Source organism: Pseudomonas putida (genome assembly GCF_028682455.1).
Taxonomy (GTDB): Bacteria; Pseudomonadota; Gammaproteobacteria; order Pseudomonadales; family Pseudomonadaceae; genus Aquipseudomonas; species Aquipseudomonas putida_AA.
The window spans coordinates 1,535,476-1,552,870 of the sequence record NZ_JANHLD010000001.1 but is presented as its reverse complement, the minus strand read 5'-3'; the positions used below and the strand labels follow the sequence as shown (position 1 = coordinate 1,552,870).

The 17,395-nt window shown below is 58.7% G+C and carries 14 protein-coding genes and 2 tRNA genes; 2 read left to right on the top strand and 14 right to left on the bottom strand.

The genetic code is table 11. From position 1 onward, the window contains the following. Window positions 1-45: 45 nt before the first annotated feature. Both NPS58_RS07625 and NPS58_RS07620 read left to right on the top strand, forming a co-directional pair. Window positions 46-1,062 carry a class I SAM-dependent rRNA methyltransferase gene (locus NPS58_RS07625; RefSeq protein WP_274114807.1) on the top strand — a complete coding sequence of 339 codons (1,017 nt, stop codon included), beginning with the start codon at window positions 46-48 and terminating at the stop codon, window positions 1,060-1,062. A 91-nt stretch (window positions 1,063-1,153) separates the two neighbouring features. After that, the gene (locus tag NPS58_RS07620; protein WP_274114805.1) at window positions 1,154-4,090 is read left to right on the top strand and encodes a DUF748 domain-containing protein; all 2,937 of its coding nucleotides are present in this window, start codon (window positions 1,154-1,156) and stop codon (window positions 4,088-4,090) included. Window positions 4,091-4,203: 113 nt separating this feature from the next. On the opposite strand, the gene NPS58_RS07615 is transcribed toward NPS58_RS07620, so the two are convergent. The 14 genes from NPS58_RS07615 to folP all read right to left on the bottom strand — a co-directional run bounded on the left by NPS58_RS07615 (window position 4,204) and on the right by folP (window position 17,391). Beyond that, a complete protein-coding gene (locus tag NPS58_RS07615; RefSeq protein WP_274114803.1) occupies window positions 4,204-4,554 on the bottom strand; it encodes a BON domain-containing protein in 351 nt (116 codons plus the stop codon). 257 nt (window positions 4,555-4,811) lie between these two features. Next, window positions 4,812-6,917, bottom strand: coding sequence for a polyribonucleotide nucleotidyltransferase (gene pnp / locus NPS58_RS07610; protein WP_274114801.1), 2,106 nt, complete (start codon window positions 6,915-6,917; stop codon window positions 4,812-4,814). A gap of 250 nt (window positions 6,918-7,167) precedes the next feature. After that, a complete protein-coding gene (gene rpsO, locus NPS58_RS07605) occupies window positions 7,168-7,437 on the bottom strand; it encodes a 30S ribosomal protein S15 (protein WP_028944521.1) in 270 nt (89 codons plus the stop codon). A 152-nt stretch (window positions 7,438-7,589) separates the two neighbouring features. Then, window positions 7,590-8,507 carry a tRNA pseudouridine(55) synthase TruB gene (truB, locus tag NPS58_RS07600; RefSeq protein WP_274114798.1) on the bottom strand — a complete coding sequence of 306 codons (918 nt, stop codon included), beginning with the start codon at window positions 8,505-8,507 and terminating at the stop codon, window positions 7,590-7,592. 3 nt (window positions 8,508-8,510) lie between these two features. Beyond that, a complete protein-coding gene (gene rbfA, locus NPS58_RS07595; protein ID WP_038606777.1) occupies window positions 8,511-8,909 on the bottom strand; it encodes a 30S ribosome-binding factor RbfA in 399 nt (132 codons plus the stop codon). 121 nt (window positions 8,910-9,030) lie between these two features. Continuing rightward, window positions 9,031-11,535, bottom strand: a complete 2,505-nt coding sequence (gene infB / locus NPS58_RS07590; protein ID WP_274114795.1) for a translation initiation factor IF-2 — start codon at window positions 11,533-11,535, stop codon at window positions 9,031-9,033. A gap of 27 nt (window positions 11,536-11,562) precedes the next feature. Beyond that, window positions 11,563-13,044 carry a transcription termination factor NusA gene (gene nusA / locus NPS58_RS07585; RefSeq protein WP_274114793.1) on the bottom strand — a complete coding sequence of 494 codons (1,482 nt, stop codon included), beginning with the start codon at window positions 13,042-13,044 and terminating at the stop codon, window positions 11,563-11,565. 59 nt (window positions 13,045-13,103) lie between these two features. Then, complete coding sequence (gene rimP, locus NPS58_RS07580; RefSeq protein ID WP_036989972.1) at window positions 13,104-13,562, bottom strand: ribosome maturation factor RimP; 459 nt, start codon at window positions 13,560-13,562, stop codon at window positions 13,104-13,106. Between the two features lie 129 nt (window positions 13,563-13,691). Continuing rightward, a tRNA-Met gene (locus NPS58_RS07575) sits at window positions 13,692-13,768 on the bottom strand. 97 nt (window positions 13,769-13,865) lie between these two features. Continuing rightward, a tRNA-Leu gene (locus NPS58_RS07570) sits at window positions 13,866-13,951 on the bottom strand. A gap of 19 nt (window positions 13,952-13,970) precedes the next feature. Beyond that, window positions 13,971-14,357 carry a preprotein translocase subunit SecG gene (gene secG / locus NPS58_RS07565; RefSeq protein ID WP_274114791.1) on the bottom strand — a complete coding sequence of 129 codons (387 nt, stop codon included), beginning with the start codon at window positions 14,355-14,357 and terminating at the stop codon, window positions 13,971-13,973. Between the two features lie 3 nt (window positions 14,358-14,360). Beyond that, entirely contained in the window at window positions 14,361-15,116 is a 756-nt protein-coding gene (tpiA, locus tag NPS58_RS07560; RefSeq protein WP_274114789.1) for a triose-phosphate isomerase, read from the bottom strand. Window positions 15,117-15,182: 66 nt separating this feature from the next. Then, window positions 15,183-16,523, bottom strand: coding sequence for a phosphoglucosamine mutase (gene glmM / locus NPS58_RS07555; protein WP_274114787.1), 1,341 nt, complete (start codon window positions 16,521-16,523; stop codon window positions 15,183-15,185). Window positions 16,524-16,539: 16 nt separating this feature from the next. Next, window positions 16,540-17,391, bottom strand: a complete 852-nt coding sequence (gene folP, locus NPS58_RS07550) for a dihydropteroate synthase (RefSeq protein WP_274114785.1) — start codon at window positions 17,389-17,391, stop codon at window positions 16,540-16,542. Between the last annotated feature and the right edge of the window lie 4 nt (window positions 17,392-17,395).

Sequence of the window (17,395 nt, the reverse complement as noted above, 5' to 3'; positions counted from 1 at the left end):
CGCTTTCTGCTGGTAAACTGCACGCCCCAAACCAAGGCTACGTGCATGTCCCTCTTGAATCAGGCGCTGCGCGCCGCCCTCGATGCCCGCAAGGGACTTCTCAGCGAACTGCATGCCCAAGGCACCGATTGCTATCGCTTGTTTCATGGCAGCCAGGAGGGCGCCGGCGGCCTGACCATCGACCGCTATGGCCCGCAGCTGCTGGTGCAGAGTTTTCACCAGACACTGGACACCGATACCCTGCTTGCCCTTCACGCGGCGATCGAGGCAGAACTGGGTATCGAGTTGCTGCTGGTGTACAACGACCGCTCCCAAGGCAACAGCCGTATCGACCGCCGCGACCCGGTGTACCAGCCAAGCGAAGCCGCCCTGGCCGATCACGTCGGTCACGAATGGGGCCTGAACTACCGGGTACGTGGCCGCCATGCGGGCCAGGATCCACTGCTGTTTCTCGATTTGCGCAATGCGCGCGGCTGGGTCAAGCAGCACAGTGCCGGCAAACGTGTACTCAACCTGTTCGCGTACACCTGTGGTGTCGGCCTCAGCGCTGCTGCAGGCGGTGCCCGTGAAGTGTGCAACCTGGACTTCTCCGAAGGCAATCTGGCGGTGGGCAAGGAAAACAATGCCCTCAACCCACAATTGCTGCCCATGGAATTCATTCAGTCGGACTACTTTCCGGCCATCCGCCAGCTTGCCGGGCTACCTGTCAGCCAGCGCCGCGGGCACAAGTTGCCAGCCTACCCTCGCCTCGAACAGCGCACCTTCGACCTGGTTTTTCTTGATCCCCCCGCCTGGGCCAAGAGCGCCTTCGGCACCGTCGACCTGCTGCGCGACTACCAGAGCCTGCTCAAGCCTGCGCTGCTCAGCACCGCGAAGGATGGCGTTCTGATCTGCTGTAACAATCTGGCCAAGGTCAGTCTCGAGGACTGGCGCGACCAGGTACTGCGTTGCGCCGAAAAAAATGGGCGTCCCGTACGTGACTGGCAGGTCCTCAAACCCGCCAGCGACTTTCCGTCGCAGGACGGCCAATCGCCGCTCAAGACCTTGATTCTTCAGCTCTGAAAGATTTTTTCGCTTATTTCTGGAGTAATTTCGGAACCGATTTTACGTGCCATACTCCAAGCACTCCCGTTCGAGACAGACGACGTCGCACATGCCCAAAGGATTGAAATGCGCCCTCGGCGCCATGCTGGCCGCAGTGGCCTTGTACAGCCTGCTTGGCTTTCTGATTCTCCCAGGGGTGGCCCTGCGTATCGCCAATCAGCAGTTGGCCAACTACGCTACGGTGCCGGCCCATCTGCAGCGTATAGAGCTCAACCCGTTCAGCCTGGAGTTGACTCTCTGGGGGCTGCAGATTGGCGAGCCAGGCAAGGAACAGGTCGGCTTCGAGCGCCTCTATGCCAACCTGCAGCTCGACAGCCTGTGGTCCGGTGCGCTGCACCTGGACGGTATCGAGCTGGACAAGGCCCGCACCGAAGTACTGTTTGCCAAGGATGGAAGCCTTAACCTAACCCAACTGTTCAAGCTACCCGCCAGCGAACCCAAGCCCGAGGAGCCGCCGAGCGACCCTTTCCCGGTACGCATCGGCAGCATCAAACTGAGTGAGGGTTACCTGCACTTCGAGGACCTTCGCCCCAGCGAACCGATCGAGTTTCTCTACGACTCGATGAATCTGGAACTGAAGAACCTCAGCACCCTGCCCGAAGACAGTACCGACATGACCTTGGTGGCCATCGGCCCGCACGGGGGGCGTATCGACTGGAGCGGTACGTTCAGCCTGATTCCCATCGCCTCTGAAGGCACCCTGAAGATCACTGACGGCAAGATGAAGGCCTTCTGGCCCTACGTCCGCGATGCCGTCCCGCTGGTGCTGGAAGAAGGCGTGCTGAGCCTCGACACCCACTACTCGCTGAACCTGTCCAAGGAAACCGAACTGCTGCTCGACAACACCTCTGTCAGTATCGCGCCGTTTGCCATCAAGACCCCGGATGGGCGCCCGCTGGCTCGTCTGGCGCGCCTGGATGTGAGCGAAACGTCCGTCGACCTGGCCAAGCAGTTGGTCACCGTCGGCAAGATTCGCAGCGAACAGCTGGAAACCTGGGCGGCCCTGGAGTCGGACGGCCAACTCGATTGGCAGAAGCTGTTCGCCAGCCAGCCCCCCAAGGCCACCCCGCAAGAGAAGACCGCGCCTGCAACTGCCGAGCCGAGTGCCGAGCAAGACGCCGCGCCTGCAGCACCGAGCAAACCCTGGCAAGTCCTGCTCAAGGACGTGCAGTTGCGCAACTACCAGGTTCACCTGGCCGACCGCTCCCAGAAAGAGCCAGTCGCGCTCGATCTTGGCCCTCTGAATCTGGACCTGCAGAACTTCGACAGTCTCAACCAGTCGCCCTTCACCCTCAAGCTCGATACCGGTGTTGGCAAGCAAGGCAAGCTCCAGGCAGCCGGTGAGGTCAACCTGGCGCCGGTCACAGCACGGCTCAAGGTGAGCACCCAGGACATCGACTTGCGCGTTGCCCAGGCCTATATAAGCCCCTACATCCGCTTGGAGCTGCGCAGTGGCATGCTGGGCAGTGACCTCGACGTCAACCTCAAGAGCGTCGAGCCGCTGGCCTTCACCATCGATGGCAAGGCTCAGGTCAACCAGCTGCATACTCTCGACACCATCAAGGACCGGGATTTTGTCAAATGGCAGCAGTTGAACCTGGATACGGTGTCGTACCGGCACGGCGATGCCTTGAGCATCGGCAAGGTCACCTTGAAGCAGCCCTACGCGCGCTTCATGATCAACGAAGATCGCACCACCAACATCGATGACCTGCTGATCCCGCAACCGGCCACGGCTCAAACCCAGGCCAAGAGTAAGCCTGCAGCAAGCAGCGACAAGCCGTTGGGCATACGTATCGGTGCCATCGACATCAACGACGGCTCAGCCAACTTTGCCGACTTCAGCCTGACGCCCAACTTTGCCACGGCCATTCAGCAGCTCAACGGCCAGATCGGCACCATCGACAACCGCCAACCCAAGCCGGCCAAGGTGGATATCAAGGGTAAGGTCGATCGTTACGCACCAGTGACCATCAAAGGCGCGCTGAATCCCTTCGACCCGATGGCAAGCCTGGATATCGCTACCAGCTTCAAGCGCGTCGAGCTGACCACCCTGACACCTTACTCAGGCAAGTTCGCGGGGTTCCGCATCCGAAAGGGCCGTCTCAATATCGACCTGCACTACATCATTACCCAGGGCAGGCTCAAGGCCGAGAACAAAGTGGTGGTCGAGCAACTGCAACTGGGCGAGAAAGTCGACAGCCCGGATGCAGTCGACCTGCCGATTCGCCTGGCCGTGGCGCTGCTCAAGGACACCGAAGGCAAGATCTCCATTGAACTGCCGGTTACAGGTGACCTGAACGATCCGCAGTTCAGCGTCATGCCGATTGTCTGGCAGACGCTGCGCAACCTGGTACTGCGCGCAGCCCAGGCGCCGTTCAAGTTCATCGGCGGCTTGATCAGTGGTGGCGATGCCCAGGACCTCGGCAGCGTGGCCTTTGCGGCCGGCTCCAGTGATCTCGCGCCTGACGCCCAGGGTGCCCTGGACAAACTGGCAGCCGCCCTCAAGGAGCGCCCGGCCCTGCGCCTGGAGATCGAAGGCACCAGTGCCCAGAGCAGCGACGGCCCGTTGATTGCCCAGCAGCGCCTGGAGCGCGAATACCAAAGCACCTACTACAAGATCCTCCAACGCCGCGGCGACAAAGTACCCGCCCAGGCCTCGGACCTGAAGGTGCCCGATGGCGACAAACCGGCCATGCTCGAAGGCATCTACCGTACCCGCTTGAAACAGCAACCACCCGCCGAGTGGGAGCAACTGGATCGTGAACAGCGCACCACTCAGTTGCGTGACGCGGTGCTCAAGTCGTGGGCCGAAAGCGCCTTGCTGCTGCGCCAGCTCGGCCAAGCGCGGGCCAGCAGCATCAAGGACTATCTGGTCGACAAGGCCAAGCTGGAAGATGACCGGGTGTATTTCATTGACGCAAGCCTCGGCCAGGCGGAGCCGGACGGTCGCGTGATCACACCGATGCACCTGGACGCCGAGTAGAAGCGAGCCCATAAAGAAGCCCCGGCAACCAGTGCCGGGGCTTTGAGTGACCAAGTCCTTTTGGTCTTTCGCATGAACCTTTGGGGGTCTGCGAGTCGGGACAAACTTCCTGTTTATTCGGATTTCAGGCCATCAGCCGATACGGCCTTCACGCCTTTGATTTTCTTGGCAATGGCCACTGCCATGTCTTTCTGCGAATCGGTCAGCGTCACGTCCGAAGACAGGGAAACCACGCCCTTGTTGGTTTCAACTTTGATGTCAGTGCCAGGGACACCTTTTTCAGTCATCAGGTCAGCTTTGACCTTGGTAGTGATCCAGGTATCGGAGGTCGCCTCTTTTGCCTCGGTCATTTCACCGGCAGCAACGGTCAGCGGTGCCTGAGTAGCCTGTTGGGCAAATGCCGCATTAGCCAGGGTCAGGGTCAGGGCGGTGGCAGTAGCGGCAGCAATAGCGAACTTCTTCATACGAGACACTCCTGTTTTTCGAAAAGTCTGCGCCTTAAGTCCTGGCAGCAGGGGTATGAATACCATTGCAGGGGCTGTGCCAGTTTTTGCAATGATATAAATCCTTAAAAATCAACAAGTTACGAATCAAGCAAACAACCGGGATCGTGCATTTTGCAAGCCCGGTGAAAATCCTGCATGCAAGATGCAAGTCCGCAAGGTATTTCCTGCAGACATAAAAAAAGGACCCTGAGGGTCCTTTTTTCAACACATCAAGCTTAGACGCCCGATGCCTTTGCCGCTGCAACGTCTTTGATCGACAGCTTGATACGGCCGCGGTTGTCCACGTCCAGTACCAGTACTTCGACTTCCTGACCTTCCTTGAGGATGTCGGTCACTTTCTCGACGCGAGCATCACTCAGCATGGAGATGTGAACCAGACCGTCCTTGCCAGGCAGGATGTTGACGAAGGCACCAAAGTCAACGATGCGCTCGACCTTACCAACGTAGATCTTGCCGATCTCCGCTTCTGCAGTGATGCTCAGAACGCGCTGACGAGCAGCTTCAGCGGCGTCTTTGGTCTCACCGAAGATCTTGATCGAACCGTCGTCTTCGATGTCGATCGAGGCCTTGGTTTCTTCACAGATGGCACGGATGGTCGCGCCGCCTTTACCGATAACGTCACGGATCTTGTCGGTGTCGATCTTCATCGCGATCATGGTCGGAGCATTTTCCGACAGTTCGCTACGGGACTGACCGATGATCTGGTTCATCTGGCCGAGGATGTTCAGGCGCGCTTCCAGGGCCTGGCCCAGGGCGATTTCCATGATCTCTTCGGTGATACCGTTGATCTTGATGTCCATCTGCAGCGCGGTAACACCTTTGGCGGTACCGGCTACCTTGAAGTCCATGTCGCCCAGGTGGTCTTCATCACCGAGGATGTCGGTCAGAACAGCGAACTTCTCGCCTTCTTTGACCAGGCCCATGGCGATACCGGCAACAGGCGCCTTCATTGGTACACCGGCGTCCATCAGAGCCAGGGAAGCACCGCAGACCGAAGCCATGGAGCTGGAACCGTTGGACTCGGTGATTTCCGATACCACGCGGATGGTGTAAGGGAAGACGTCAGCGGCAGGCAGCATGGCCTGGACCGAACGACGAGCCAGACGGCCGTGACCGATTTCGCGACGGCCAGCACCGCCCATGCGACCACACTCGCCCACCGAGAACGGAGGGAAGTTGTAGTGCAGCATGAAGGGGTCTTTCTTCTCGCCTTCGAGGGTGTCGAGCAGCTGCGCGTCACGGGCAGTACCCAGGGTCGCAACGACCAGGGCCTGGGTTTCGCCACGGGTGAACAAGGCCGAACCGTGGGTTTTTGGCAGCACGCCAACTTCGATGTTCAGCGGACGCACGGTCTTGGTGTCGCGACCGTCGATACGTGGCTTGCCGTTGACGATGTTTTCGCGAACGGTGCGGTATTCGATTTCACCGAAGATCTCTTTGACTTCGGAAGCCGAAGGCTGACCTTCTTCACCGGAGAACTTGGCGATCGCCTGATCGCGCAGCTCGCCCAGGCGCGCGTAGCGATCGGCCTTGACGGTGATGGTGTAGCCCTGGGAAACGGCTTCGCCGAATTCGGCGCGGATGGCGTTCAGCAGTTCGGTGTTGGCAACAGCCGGTTTCCACTCCCAGGTCGGCTTGGCAGCTTCGGCGGCCAGCTCTTTGACAGCCTGGATCACAGCCTGGAATTCGTCGTGGGCGAACAGGACCGCACCCAGCATCTGATCTTCGGTCAGTTCTTTGGCTTCCGATTCAACCATCAGTACGGCGTCGGAAGTACCGGCAACGACCATGTCCAGGCTCGAGGCAGCCAGTTGCTCGTAGGTCGGGTTCAGCAGGTAGCCGGTGCTCTCGTGGAAAGCAACGCGCGCGGCGCCGATCGGGCCTTCGAACGGAATACCGGAGATGGCCAGGGCAGCCGAGGTACCGATCATCGCAGCGATGTCCGGATCGGTCTTCTTGCTGGTGGAAACGACGGTGCAGACGACCTGCACTTCGTTCATGAAGCCTTCTGGGAACAGAGGACGGATCGGACGGTCGATCAGACGCGAAGTCAGGGTTTCTTTCTCGGAAGGACGGCCTTCACGCTTGAAGAAACCACCAGGGATCTTGCCGGCGGCGTAGGTCTTTTCCTGATAATGAACGGACAGGGGGAAGAAGCCTTTGCCTGGATCGGCCTGTTTGGCACCGACCACGGTCACCAGCACGGTGACATCGTTGTCGACGGTGACCAATACGGCGCCGGACGCTTGACGAGCAATACGGCCCGTCTCGAGGGTAACGGTCGATTGACCGAACTGGAATTTCTTGATTACCGGGTTCACGGTTTCCTACCTTCTTCAGTGGCTCTGGGGGAACTGGTTCTTGCGAATTCTTGGGCAGAACAGGGAATCGGCCCCGTTGACCGTCCAGATAAAACTAGAGGTTGGGAGCCTGCCCTGCCTTTGCGGTAAACCGCTCAGGCGAGACAGACAGCCAACCTCATAGATACGCGCGGCGTGTTCATCGCTCCCGATGCCAGGCACCGGAAGCGAAGAATGCAACACGCCGTGCACACCACTGGCCAGGCCGCTATTAGCGACGCAGACCCAGGCGACCGATCAGGGCGCTGTAACGAGTGGTGTCTTTGCCCTTCAGGTAGTCCAGCAGCTTACGACGCTGGTTAACCATGCGGATCAGGCCACGACGCGAGTGGTGGTCTTTACCGTTGGCCTTGAAGTGGCCTTGCAGCTTGTTGATGTTGGCGGTCAGCAGTGCAACTTGCACTTCCGGGCTACCGGTGTCACCAGCAGCTTGCTGGAATTCGCCAACGATCTTTGCTTTTTCTTCAACGCTGAGTGCCATTTGGCTTCTCCAAATCAAGGGAAACCGAAAAAACGGTTTCCAATAGGCCAGGGACAAATCCCTGTATTCATAAGTGAGGCGTAACCGTGCCTATTAACAGCCATCCTCTTTGCCGCCAGTGCCGGGCCTGGGCCTGACACTGAAGGTTTCGATCATTCTGACCGAATCAGTCGACGCGGCGCGATGCGCCCGTCTTCGCTCACTTCACCGATACCGATGAATCGACCGTTGTGATCTTGTACCCGAACCATGCCGAACTTCGGCGCTTCGGGAGCCCTGACTGGCTGTCCATGCAGCCAGTAGAAGGCACTGTGCTCGGAGAACTGCAACAGAGGCCAGTCTTGCAGGCCGCTATCGGACGGCATCAGGAAACGGTCGACCGCCTCGTTGCCGTCTTCGGCGTGAACCGCTTCGAGCTCTTCGAGGGTCACCGTCTGGGCCAGCTCGAAGGGACCGGCATGGGTACGACGCAGCTCGGCTACATAAGCCCCACAACCGAGAATCTCGCCGATATCTTCGACCAGCGTGCGGATATAGGTACCTTTGCTGCAACCAACTGACAGCCGAACCCGGGTGCCTTCACACTCGAGCAACTCCAAGCGGTTAATAGTAACAGAACGTGCTTCACGCTCCACTACTTCCCCTGCACGCGCCAGCTTGTACAACGGCTGGCCATCGCGCTTGAGGGCAGAGTACATCGGCGGTATCTGACTGATTTCACCACGAAATTGTGGCAGAACCGCTTCAATATCGGCGCGACCAACGGTTACATCTCGGGTTTTCAGTACTTCGCCTTCAGCATCGCCCGTGGTTGTGGTCTGCCCCAACTGCATGACCGTCTCGTATCCCTTGTCGGAATCGAGCAGGTACTGGGAAAACTTGGTGGCTTCGCCGAAACACAGCGGTAACACACCGCTGGCCAGCGGGTCGAGGCTGCCAGTGTGGCCGGCCTTTTCAGCATTGAGCAGCCAGCGGACCTTCTGCAGGGCAGCATTGGAAGTAAACCCCAACGGCTTGTCGAGCAGGATGATGCCGCTGACATTACGACGGATACGTTTGACCTGGGCCACCGCTTACTCCTTGGTGTCCGGGGTATCGGCGGCCTGGTGCTGGCTGTCCTCGGCGACAGCGCGCTCGATCAGCGCCGACAGATGGGCACCTCGGGTCACGCTTTCGTCGTAGTGGAAATGCAACTGCGGCACGCTGCGCAGCTTCATTTCCTTACCCAATTGCATCCGCAGGAAACCCGCGGCGGAATTGAGCACTTTAAGGCTTTGCTTGATGTCTTCAGCGCTGTCCTGGCCCATGACGGTGATATACACCTTGGCATGGCCAACATCGCGGCTGACGTCGACGGCGGTGATTGTCACCAGGCCGACACGTGGATCTTTGACTTCGCGACGAATCAGTTGGGCCAGCTCGCGCTGCATCTGATCGCCAATGCGTTGGGTACGGCTATATTCTTTTGCCATTTTTGCTACCTGTAACTAAAGCGGCAAACGCCCGGCCAGGCTTGAGCCTGACCGGGCGTTGCGTTCAGAGCCGTTGATGACCGCCTTGCGACGGGCATTTCGCGCCTCCCATGCTCGATACTTAGAGCGTACGAGCCACTTGGACTTTCTCGAAGACTTCGATCTTGTCGCCGACTTTGACGTCGTTGTAGCTCTTCACGCCAATACCGCATTCCATGCCGGCACGCACTTCGGACGCATCGTCCTTGAAGCGACGCAGCGATTCCAGCTCGCCTTCGAAGATCACCACGTCCTCGCGCAGTACGCGGATTGGACGGTTGCGGTAGACCACACCCTCGACGACCATACAGCCAGCGATGGCGCCGAACTTCGGCGAACGGAACACATCACGCACTTCGGCGATACCCAGGATGTTCTCGCGAACATCGCTGCCGAGCATACCGGTCAGGGCTTTCTTGACGTCTTCAATGATGTCGTAGATCACGTTGTAGTAACGCATATCCAGACCTTCCTGCTCGACGATCTTGCGCGCGCCGGCATCGGCACGCACGTTGAAGCCGAACAGTACTGCATTGGAAGCCAGGGCCAGGTTGGCGTCGCTCTCGGTGATACCACCGACACCGCCACCAATCACGCGAACCTGTACTTCGTCGTTGCCCAGGCCACTCAGGGAGCCCTGCAGGGCCTCGAGAGAACCACGAACATCGGACTTGAGCACGATATTGAGGGTCTTCTTCTCTTCCTGGCCCATGTTCTCGAAGATGTTCTCGAGTTTGCCGGCATGCGCGCGAGCCAGTTTGACTTCGCGGAACTTGCCCTGACGGAACAGCGCCACTTCGCGGGCTTTCTTCTCGTCAGCCACAACGCTCAGTTCGTCACCAGCGTCCGGGGTACCATCCAGGCCGAGAATCTCGACCGGGATCGACGGGCCGGCTTCCTTAACAGGTTTGCCGTTCTCGTCGAGCATGGCACGTACACGGCCGTAGTTCGAACCACACAGGACCATGTCGCCCTGGCGCAGCGTACCGTCCTGAACCAGCACGGTAGCCACTGGGCCACGACCCTTGTCCAGGCGCGACTCGACCACCACACCACGACCCGGGGCCGATGGCGTAGCCTTGAGCTCGAGGATCTCGGCTTGCAGCAGAACGGCTTCCAGCAGTTCGTCTACACCGGTACCCATCTTCGCGGAAACTTTGACGAATGGCGTGTCACCACCCCAGTCCTCGGAAGTTACGCCTTCGACGGACAGCTCGTTACGGATACGATCGAGGTCAGCACCAGGCTTGTCGATCTTGTTCACCGCGACAACCAGTGGAACACCGGCGGCCTTCGCATGCTGCACCGCTTCGCGGGTCTGAGGCATTACGCCGTCGTCCGCAGCGACCACCAGAATCACGATGTCAGTGGCCTTGGCACCACGGGCACGCATGGCGGTAAACGCGGCGTGGCCTGGGGTGTCGAGGAAGGTGACCATGCCACGATCGGTTTCTACGTGGTAGGCACCGATATGCTGGGTGATACCACCGGCTTCGCCAGCGGCAACCTTGGCACGACGGATGTAGTCGAGCAGCGAGGTCTTACCGTGGTCAACGTGACCCATAACGGTCACAACTGGAGCACGGGAGAAGGTCTCACCTTCAAACTTCAACGATTCGGCCAGGGAATCTTCCAGAGCCGTGTCGCTGACCAGGGTGACCTTATGGCCCAGCTCTTCGGCGACCAGCTGAGCTGTCTCCTGATCGAGCACCTGGTTGATGGTCACCGGAGTGCCCAGCTTGAACATGAACTTGACGACTTCAGCTGCCTTGACCGACATCTGCTGCGCCAGGTCGGAAACCGTGATGGTCTCGCCGATCTGAACGTCGCGGATAACCGGACCGGTCGGGTTCTGGAAACCGTGGGCGTTGCGCTTCTTCGGCTTGCCCTTGCCACGACCACCACGACGGAAGCTGTCGCTTTCTTCGTCGGTAGTACGCGGAGCAGCACGCGGCGTTGGCGCCTTTTCCTTTTCCTTGACCTTGACCGACACACGCGGCGCTTCGTTACGACGCTCGCCACCACGACGTTCGTCGTCACGGGCTTTGTCGTTACGACGCACGTCGTCTTTCTTGCGGTCAGCAACCGGAGCCGGAGCAGCATCGGCTGCTTCGATTACCGGAGCCGGCGCAGGAGCAACCGGTGCGGCAGCAGGTGCGGCAGATGCAGCAGCTGGCTGACGGCGGGCTTCTTCGTCGGCACGTTGACGTGCTTCAGCATCGGCTTTTTCACGAGCTGCGTTTTCCGCCGCGCGGCGCTCTTCCAGCTCGCGCTTCTGCTCGGCCTGGATCTCTTCCGGGCTGCGCTGAACGAATACTTTCTTCTTGCGTACTTCTACGCTGATGCTTTTGCTACCGGCAACACGCAGGGTGCTGGTGGTCTTGCGCTGCAAGGTAATCTTGCGCGGCTCTTCCACTTTCGCCTTGTGACTGCTCTTCAAATGAGCCAGCAGAGCCTGCTTCTCATTGTCGGTCACTACCTGACCGGCGTCGGTGTGCGGCAGACCTGCCTCACGCATCTGCTGCAGCAGGCGCTCTACCGGTGCAGCGACCTCTTGGGCCAATTCTTTCACCGTGACTTGCGTCATGCACTTCTCTCCTCAGGCCGCGCCTAATTACTCGAACCAGTGGGCTCGGGCGGCCATGATCAACTTGCCGGCACGCTCTTCGTCGATACCGTCGATGTCGAGCAGGTCATCAATCGACTGCTCGGCCAGGTCTTCGCGGGTAACTACGCCGCGCACCGCCAGTTCCATCGCCAAATCCTTGTCCATACCCTCAAGCGAGAGCAGGTCTTCGGCCGGATGGGCGTCTGCCAGCTTTTCCTCAGTAGCGATGGCTTTGGTCAACAAGCGATCCTTGGCACGAGCACGAAGCTCGTTGACGATGTCTTCGTCAAAGCCGTCGATGTTGAGCATTTCTTCCAGCGGTACGTAGGCAATCTCTTCCAGGCTGGTGAAGCCTTCATCGACCAGCACCTGTGCCAGCTCTTCGTCGACTTCCAGCTCGTCGATAAAGTTGCGCAGGATGTCACCGGTTTCAGCTTGCTGCTTGGCCTGGATGTCCGATTCGGTCATCACATTCAGGGTCCAGCCGGTCAACTGGCTGGCCAGACGCACGTTCTGGCCGCCACGGCCAATCGCCTGGGCCAGGTTGTCGGCGCCCACGGCGATGTCCATGGCGTGGGCATCTTCATCGACGATGATCGCCGCGACTTCAGCCGGCGACATAGCGTTGATGACGAACTGTGCAGGGTTGTCGTCCCACAGGACGATATCCACACGTTCGCCGCCCAGTTCGCCGGACACCGCCTGGACACGCGATCCGCGCATGCCGATACAGGCACCCTGCGGGTCAATGCGCTTGTCTTTGGAGCGTACGGCGATTTTGGCTCGCGACCCCGGATCACGGGATGCGGCCATAACTTCGATCAGGCCCTCGGCGATTTCCGGCACTTCGATGCGGAACAGTTCGATCAGCATCTGTGGCGCGGTACGCGACAGGATCAACTGCGGGCCACGGTTCTCGGTGCGAATTTCCTTGAGCAGTGCACGCAAGCGCACACCCACACGGAAAGTTTCGCGGGAGATGATGTCTTCGCGGGCCAGCAACGCCTCGGCGTTGTTTCCCAGGTCAACGATGACGTTGTCACGGGTGACCTTCTTGACGGTACCGGAGATGATCTCACCCAGACGCTCGCGGTAGGCATCTACCACTTGAGCGCGCTCGGCTTCACGGACCTTCTGTACGATGACCTGCTTGGCAGTCTGAGCGGCGATGCGACCGAACTCGATGGACTCGATCTTTTCTTCGATGACGTCGCCGACTTTAGCTTCAGGATGGGTATCCTGAATTTTCGCCAGCCAGGTCTCGACAGCCGGATCGTCAAGATCCGCTTCATCGACGACAGTCCAACGACGGAAGGTTTCGTAATTACCGGTGTGGCGGTTGATTTCCACACGCAGGTCGACTTCGTCGTCAAAACGTTTTTTGGTTGCAGTGGCCAGTGCCACTTCCAGCGCTTCAAAAATTACGCTAGCCGGTACGCCTTTTTCGTTGGATACCGACTCAACAACCAGCAGTACTTCTTTGCTCATCGTACGCCTCGCCTTTCGCAAGCCATTGGATCCGCGCGGTCCGCCGGACCCGGCACGTCTCAGTCAAAACTGGGAATAATGTTGGCCTTGTCGATCGAATCGATCGGCAGCAGGAATTCGTTGTTATCAACCTGGACAACAACGTCCTGCTCCTCCACACCACGGAGAAGGCCCTGAAAGTTACGACGACCTTCAAAGGGCGTACGCAGCTTGATCTTCACTTGTTCGCCGGCATGCGAAGCAAACTGTTCCAAAGTGAACAGTGGGCGATCCATGCCAGGAGAGGACACTTCAAGGGTGTATTCGGAACTGATCGGATCTTCGACATCCAGGATACCGCTGACCTGACGACTGACAACTTCACAGTCTTCGACCAGAATGCCGTCCGCTTTGTCGATATAAATACGCAGTACCGAATGCTTGCCCTGAGAGATGAATTCGATCCCCCAGCATTGATAGCCAAGAGCCTCGACCACCGGGGCCAACAAGGCCTGCAACTGTTCTAGCTTGCTCGACACCTGAACCCCCTCGTGCATGCTGTGCAAATAAAAAATGGGCAAAGCGCCCATCCCTGATACGTCGTTGAATACCGACGCTATGACTGTTCAGCCAAGAAAAAGCCCCTGCAAAAGGGGCTCCGCTGAAACTGGTTGCGGGGGCTGGATTTGAACCAACGACCTTCGGGTTATGAGCCCGACGAGCTACCAGACTGCTCCACCCCGCGACAAAGCTGGGGCGAAAGTATACGACCGAACCCTGTCAGGGTCAATCTAACCTCCACCTACAAGAAAGCCCGCTGTAGCGGGCTGTCTTGTTTCAATTGGTACCGAGAAGGGGACTCGAACCCCTACACCCTATGGGCACAACCACCTCAAGGTTGCGTGTCTACCAATTCCACCACCTCGGCAATACTACTTTGAAACCCGTTACTTCTGCTCTTGAGCGGGAGGGACATCGCCAGCACTAGTGGCTTCGCCCTTCTGCTCCTGGAGCACCGGTACATCATCTGTTGCCGGCTTTTGCTGCTTCACTTCCAATACTGCTGGATCTGGCAACCCTACTTGAGTCAGCTCATGAGCTTTCTCTTTAGCAAAGTATCCTAACCCAAGAGCAGTTAAGAAGAAAGAGGCAGCTAGTATAGCAGTAAACTTACTCAGAAAGGTAGCAGAACCTTGGCTTCCGAACACAGTATTTGAAGCACCTGCGCCGAAAGATGCACCCGCTTCCGCACCTTTACCCTGTTGCAGCAACACCAGCACTACCAAACCCAGTGCGCCCAACAGATGAAAAACTACTACGACTGTTTCCAGCATTTTTCAGTTTCCTGCGGCGCGACAAATTGCACCGAATTCGTCTGCGTTCAGGGACGCTCCACCTATGAGCCCCCCATCGATATCCGGCATGCCGAACAGCTCAGCCGCATTGGCCGCCTTCACGCTGCCGCCGTATAGAAGCCGCACATTTTTCGCGACTTCGGCATTCTCTGCCGCCAGCTGTGCGCGGATGGCTGCGTGCACATCCTGCGCTTGCTGTGGCGTGGCCGTCAGCCCTGTACCGATGGCCCAAACAGGCTCATAGGCAATCACCGCATTGGCGAAGGCTTCAACACCGAAAGCTTCGATGATGCAACCCAACTGACGCCCGACAATCTCAAGCGTTTTACCCGCTTCGCGCTCTTCGAGGGTCTCCCCTACGCAGAGCACCGGCTTCAAACCACAAGCCTGTGCCGCAGCGAACTTGCGGTTAAGGACTTCGCCGCTCTCACCAATAATCTGGCGACGCTCCGAGTGCCCAACCAGTACAAGCCCGCAGCCTGCATCGACCAGCTGACTCGGTGCAATCTCACCGGTCAGTGCGCCTTGCTCAGGCTCTACCGCAGAATTCTGAGCGCCGACAGTGATCGACTTGCCCTGCAATCCATCAATCGCCTGACTGATGTACAACGAGGGAGGAAACACCGCGACCTCAACACCGCTCGGCAGGGCTAGATTGCTCAAGCCCTTGATCAGCTCAGCGACGCTGGCGCGGGTACCGTGCATCTTCCAGTTACCAGCTACCATAGGGCGACGCATGCTGTACCTCGTCGGTCAAAGTGGGCGCAGATGTTACCCAACCCGATCACAGCTGGCAAGCGTATTTCAGACGCAAACTTCACTTACCAGTTTTGCCAGGGCCTCGGCATGGGCGCGCACCTGACTTTCGTCATCACCCTCGACCATTACCCGCACCAATGGCTCTGTACCGGACTTGCGCAATAATACCCGCCCGCGACCCGCCATTTCTTCGGTAACCCGCGCACTGGCCTCTTTCACGGCCGGATGCTCCAGCGGATCGACCTTGCTTGCTCCGAAACGCACATTGATCAACACCTGCGGGCATTTGCGCAGCGCCTGGCGAGCCTGAGCCAAGGTCTCGCCACTGCGCTTGAGCGCCATGAGCACCTGTAGCGCCGCGATAATCGCGTCACCTGTGGTGGTGTGATTGCAGCACACTACGTGTCCTGAATTTTCCCCACCGATGACCCAATCACGCTCCAGCAACTCAGCCATCACATAACGATCGCCGACTTTGGCACGCACGAAAGGTATGTCGAGATCTTTCAGGGCCAGCTCCAGGCCCAGATTACTCATCAAGGTACCGACCACCCCGCCTTGCAGCTTGTTACGCTGCTGCAGGTCGCGGGCGATGATGAACAGCAATTCATCCCCATCGACGATGGCACCGGTGTGATCGACCATCAACACACGATCTCCGTCGCCGTCGAAGGCAATCCCAAGATCAGCATGCCCCACCAGCACTGCTGCCTGCAGGGACTCCATGTGGGTCGAACCACAATTTTCATTGATATTCAGGCCATCCGGCTGAGCCGACAGCACGGTGACCTCGGCGCCCAGCTCACGAAAAACACTGGGTGCGACCTTGTAAGTGGCGCCATGCGCGCAATCGACTACCAGCTTGAGGCCGGCAAAATCGGTGCTGCTCGGCACGCTGCTCTTGCAAAACTCGATGTAGCGGCCGGCCGCGTCGTTGATTCGTGACACCTTGCCCAGCTTGCTGGACTCGACCACCGTCATTGGTTGATCGAGCAACTCTTCAATCATCAACTCGACTTCGTCGGGCAGCTTGGTACCCTGGCCAGAGAAGAACTTAATACCGTTGTCGTCATGCGGATTGTGCGAAGCACTGATGACGATGCCGGCTTCAGCATGGAAAGTGCGGGTCAGGTAGGCGATGGCCGGTGTTGGCATTGGCCCCAACAGCAGTACGTCGGCGCCCGCCGCTGACAGGCCGGCTTCCAACGCCGACTCAAACATGTACCCCGAGATGCGGGTGTCCTTGCCCACCAATACCCGACAGGTACCCTGCTTGCGGAACGCCATGCCTGCCGCCCAGCCGAGCTTGAGCATGAAGTCAGGGGTGATGGGGTATTCGCCGACACGACCGCGAATGCCGTCGGTACCAAAATATTTTCTGCTCATAGATGCTCCATCACTATTATTCGGCGGCTTGAACCGCTGCAATCATTCGCACGACGTCGACGGTTTCGACAACATCGTGAACACGCAAGATGTTTGCACCCTTGGTCATGGCCAACGCAGCCAGCGCCAGGCTACCGTACAGCCGCTGCTCGACCGGGCGGTCGAGAGCCTGTCCAATCATGCTCTTGCGCGAAACCCCAACCAGCAACGGCCGCCCCAAGCGATACAAGGACTCCATGTGCTTGAAGAGGCTCAGGTTGTGCGCCAGGGTCTTGGCGAAGCCAAAGCCAGGATCAAGAATGATCCGCCCAGCATCGATACCCACCGCCGCACACGCAGCCATCCGTTGCTCAAGATAACTCGCCACCTCGGCGGTGACATCCTCGTAGTGGGGATTGTCCTGCATATCACCCGGCTCACCACGCATGTGCATCAGACATACCGGCAACCCGGTCGCCGCAGCCGCATCCAGAGCACCATCACGCGTGAGCGAGCGGACATCGTTGATCAAGCCGGCGCCAAGCCGGGCTGACTCACGAATGACAGCTGGGGTCGAAGTATCGACAGAAATGATCACATCCAGCTCTCGCGCGATAGCTTCAACCATCGGCGCCACCCGCTCAAGCTCCTCGAGCGCAGAAACTGCCCGTGCACCTGGCCGGGTGGACTCACCACCTATATCGATCAGGGTTGCACCTGCCGCGACCATTGCCTCGGCATGGCGCAAGGCTGCGTCCCGCTGATTGAAGCGGCCGCCGTCGGAGAAGGAATCTGGAGTGATATTGAGAATACCCATGACATGGGTACGGGACAAATCAAGAACCCGGTTGCCGCAAGGCAACCGGGTTGGGTACTGCTGTGAGGTCATATAT

Bases quoted from the DNA above. Each gene is read 5' to 3' on its own strand.
- NPS58_RS07625 (WP_274114807.1), top strand. From the start codon at position 46: ATGTCCCTCTTGAATCAGGCGCTGCGCGCCGCCCTCGATGCCCGCAAG.
- NPS58_RS07620 (WP_274114805.1), top strand. From the start codon at position 1,154: ATGCCCAAAGGATTGAAATGCGCCCTCGGCGCCATGCTGGCCGCAGTG.
- NPS58_RS07615 (WP_274114803.1), bottom strand. From the start codon at position 4,554: ATGAAGAAGTTCGCTATTGCTGCCGCTACTGCCACCGCCCTGACCCTG.
- rpsO (WP_028944521.1), bottom strand. From the start codon at position 7,437: ATGGCACTCAGCGTTGAAGAAAAAGCAAAGATCGTTGGCGAATTCCAG.
- rbfA (WP_038606777.1), bottom strand. From the start codon at position 8,909: ATGGCAAAAGAATATAGCCGTACCCAACGCATTGGCGATCAGATGCAG.
- infB (WP_274114795.1), bottom strand. From the start codon at position 11,535: ATGACGCAAGTCACGGTGAAAGAATTGGCCCAAGAGGTCGCTGCACCG.
- nusA (WP_274114793.1), bottom strand. From the start codon at position 13,044: ATGAGCAAAGAAGTACTGCTGGTTGTTGAGTCGGTATCCAACGAAAAA.
- secG (WP_274114791.1), bottom strand. From the start codon at position 14,357: ATGCTGGAAACAGTCGTAGTAGTTTTTCATCTGTTGGGCGCACTGGGT.
- tpiA (WP_274114789.1), bottom strand. From the start codon at position 15,116: ATGCGTCGCCCTATGGTAGCTGGTAACTGGAAGATGCACGGTACCCGC.
- glmM (WP_274114787.1), bottom strand. From the start codon at position 16,523: ATGAGCAGAAAATATTTTGGTACCGACGGCATTCGCGGTCGTGTCGGC.
- folP (WP_274114785.1), bottom strand. From the start codon at position 17,391: ATGACCTCACAGCAGTACCCAACCCGGTTGCCTTGCGGCAACCGGGTT.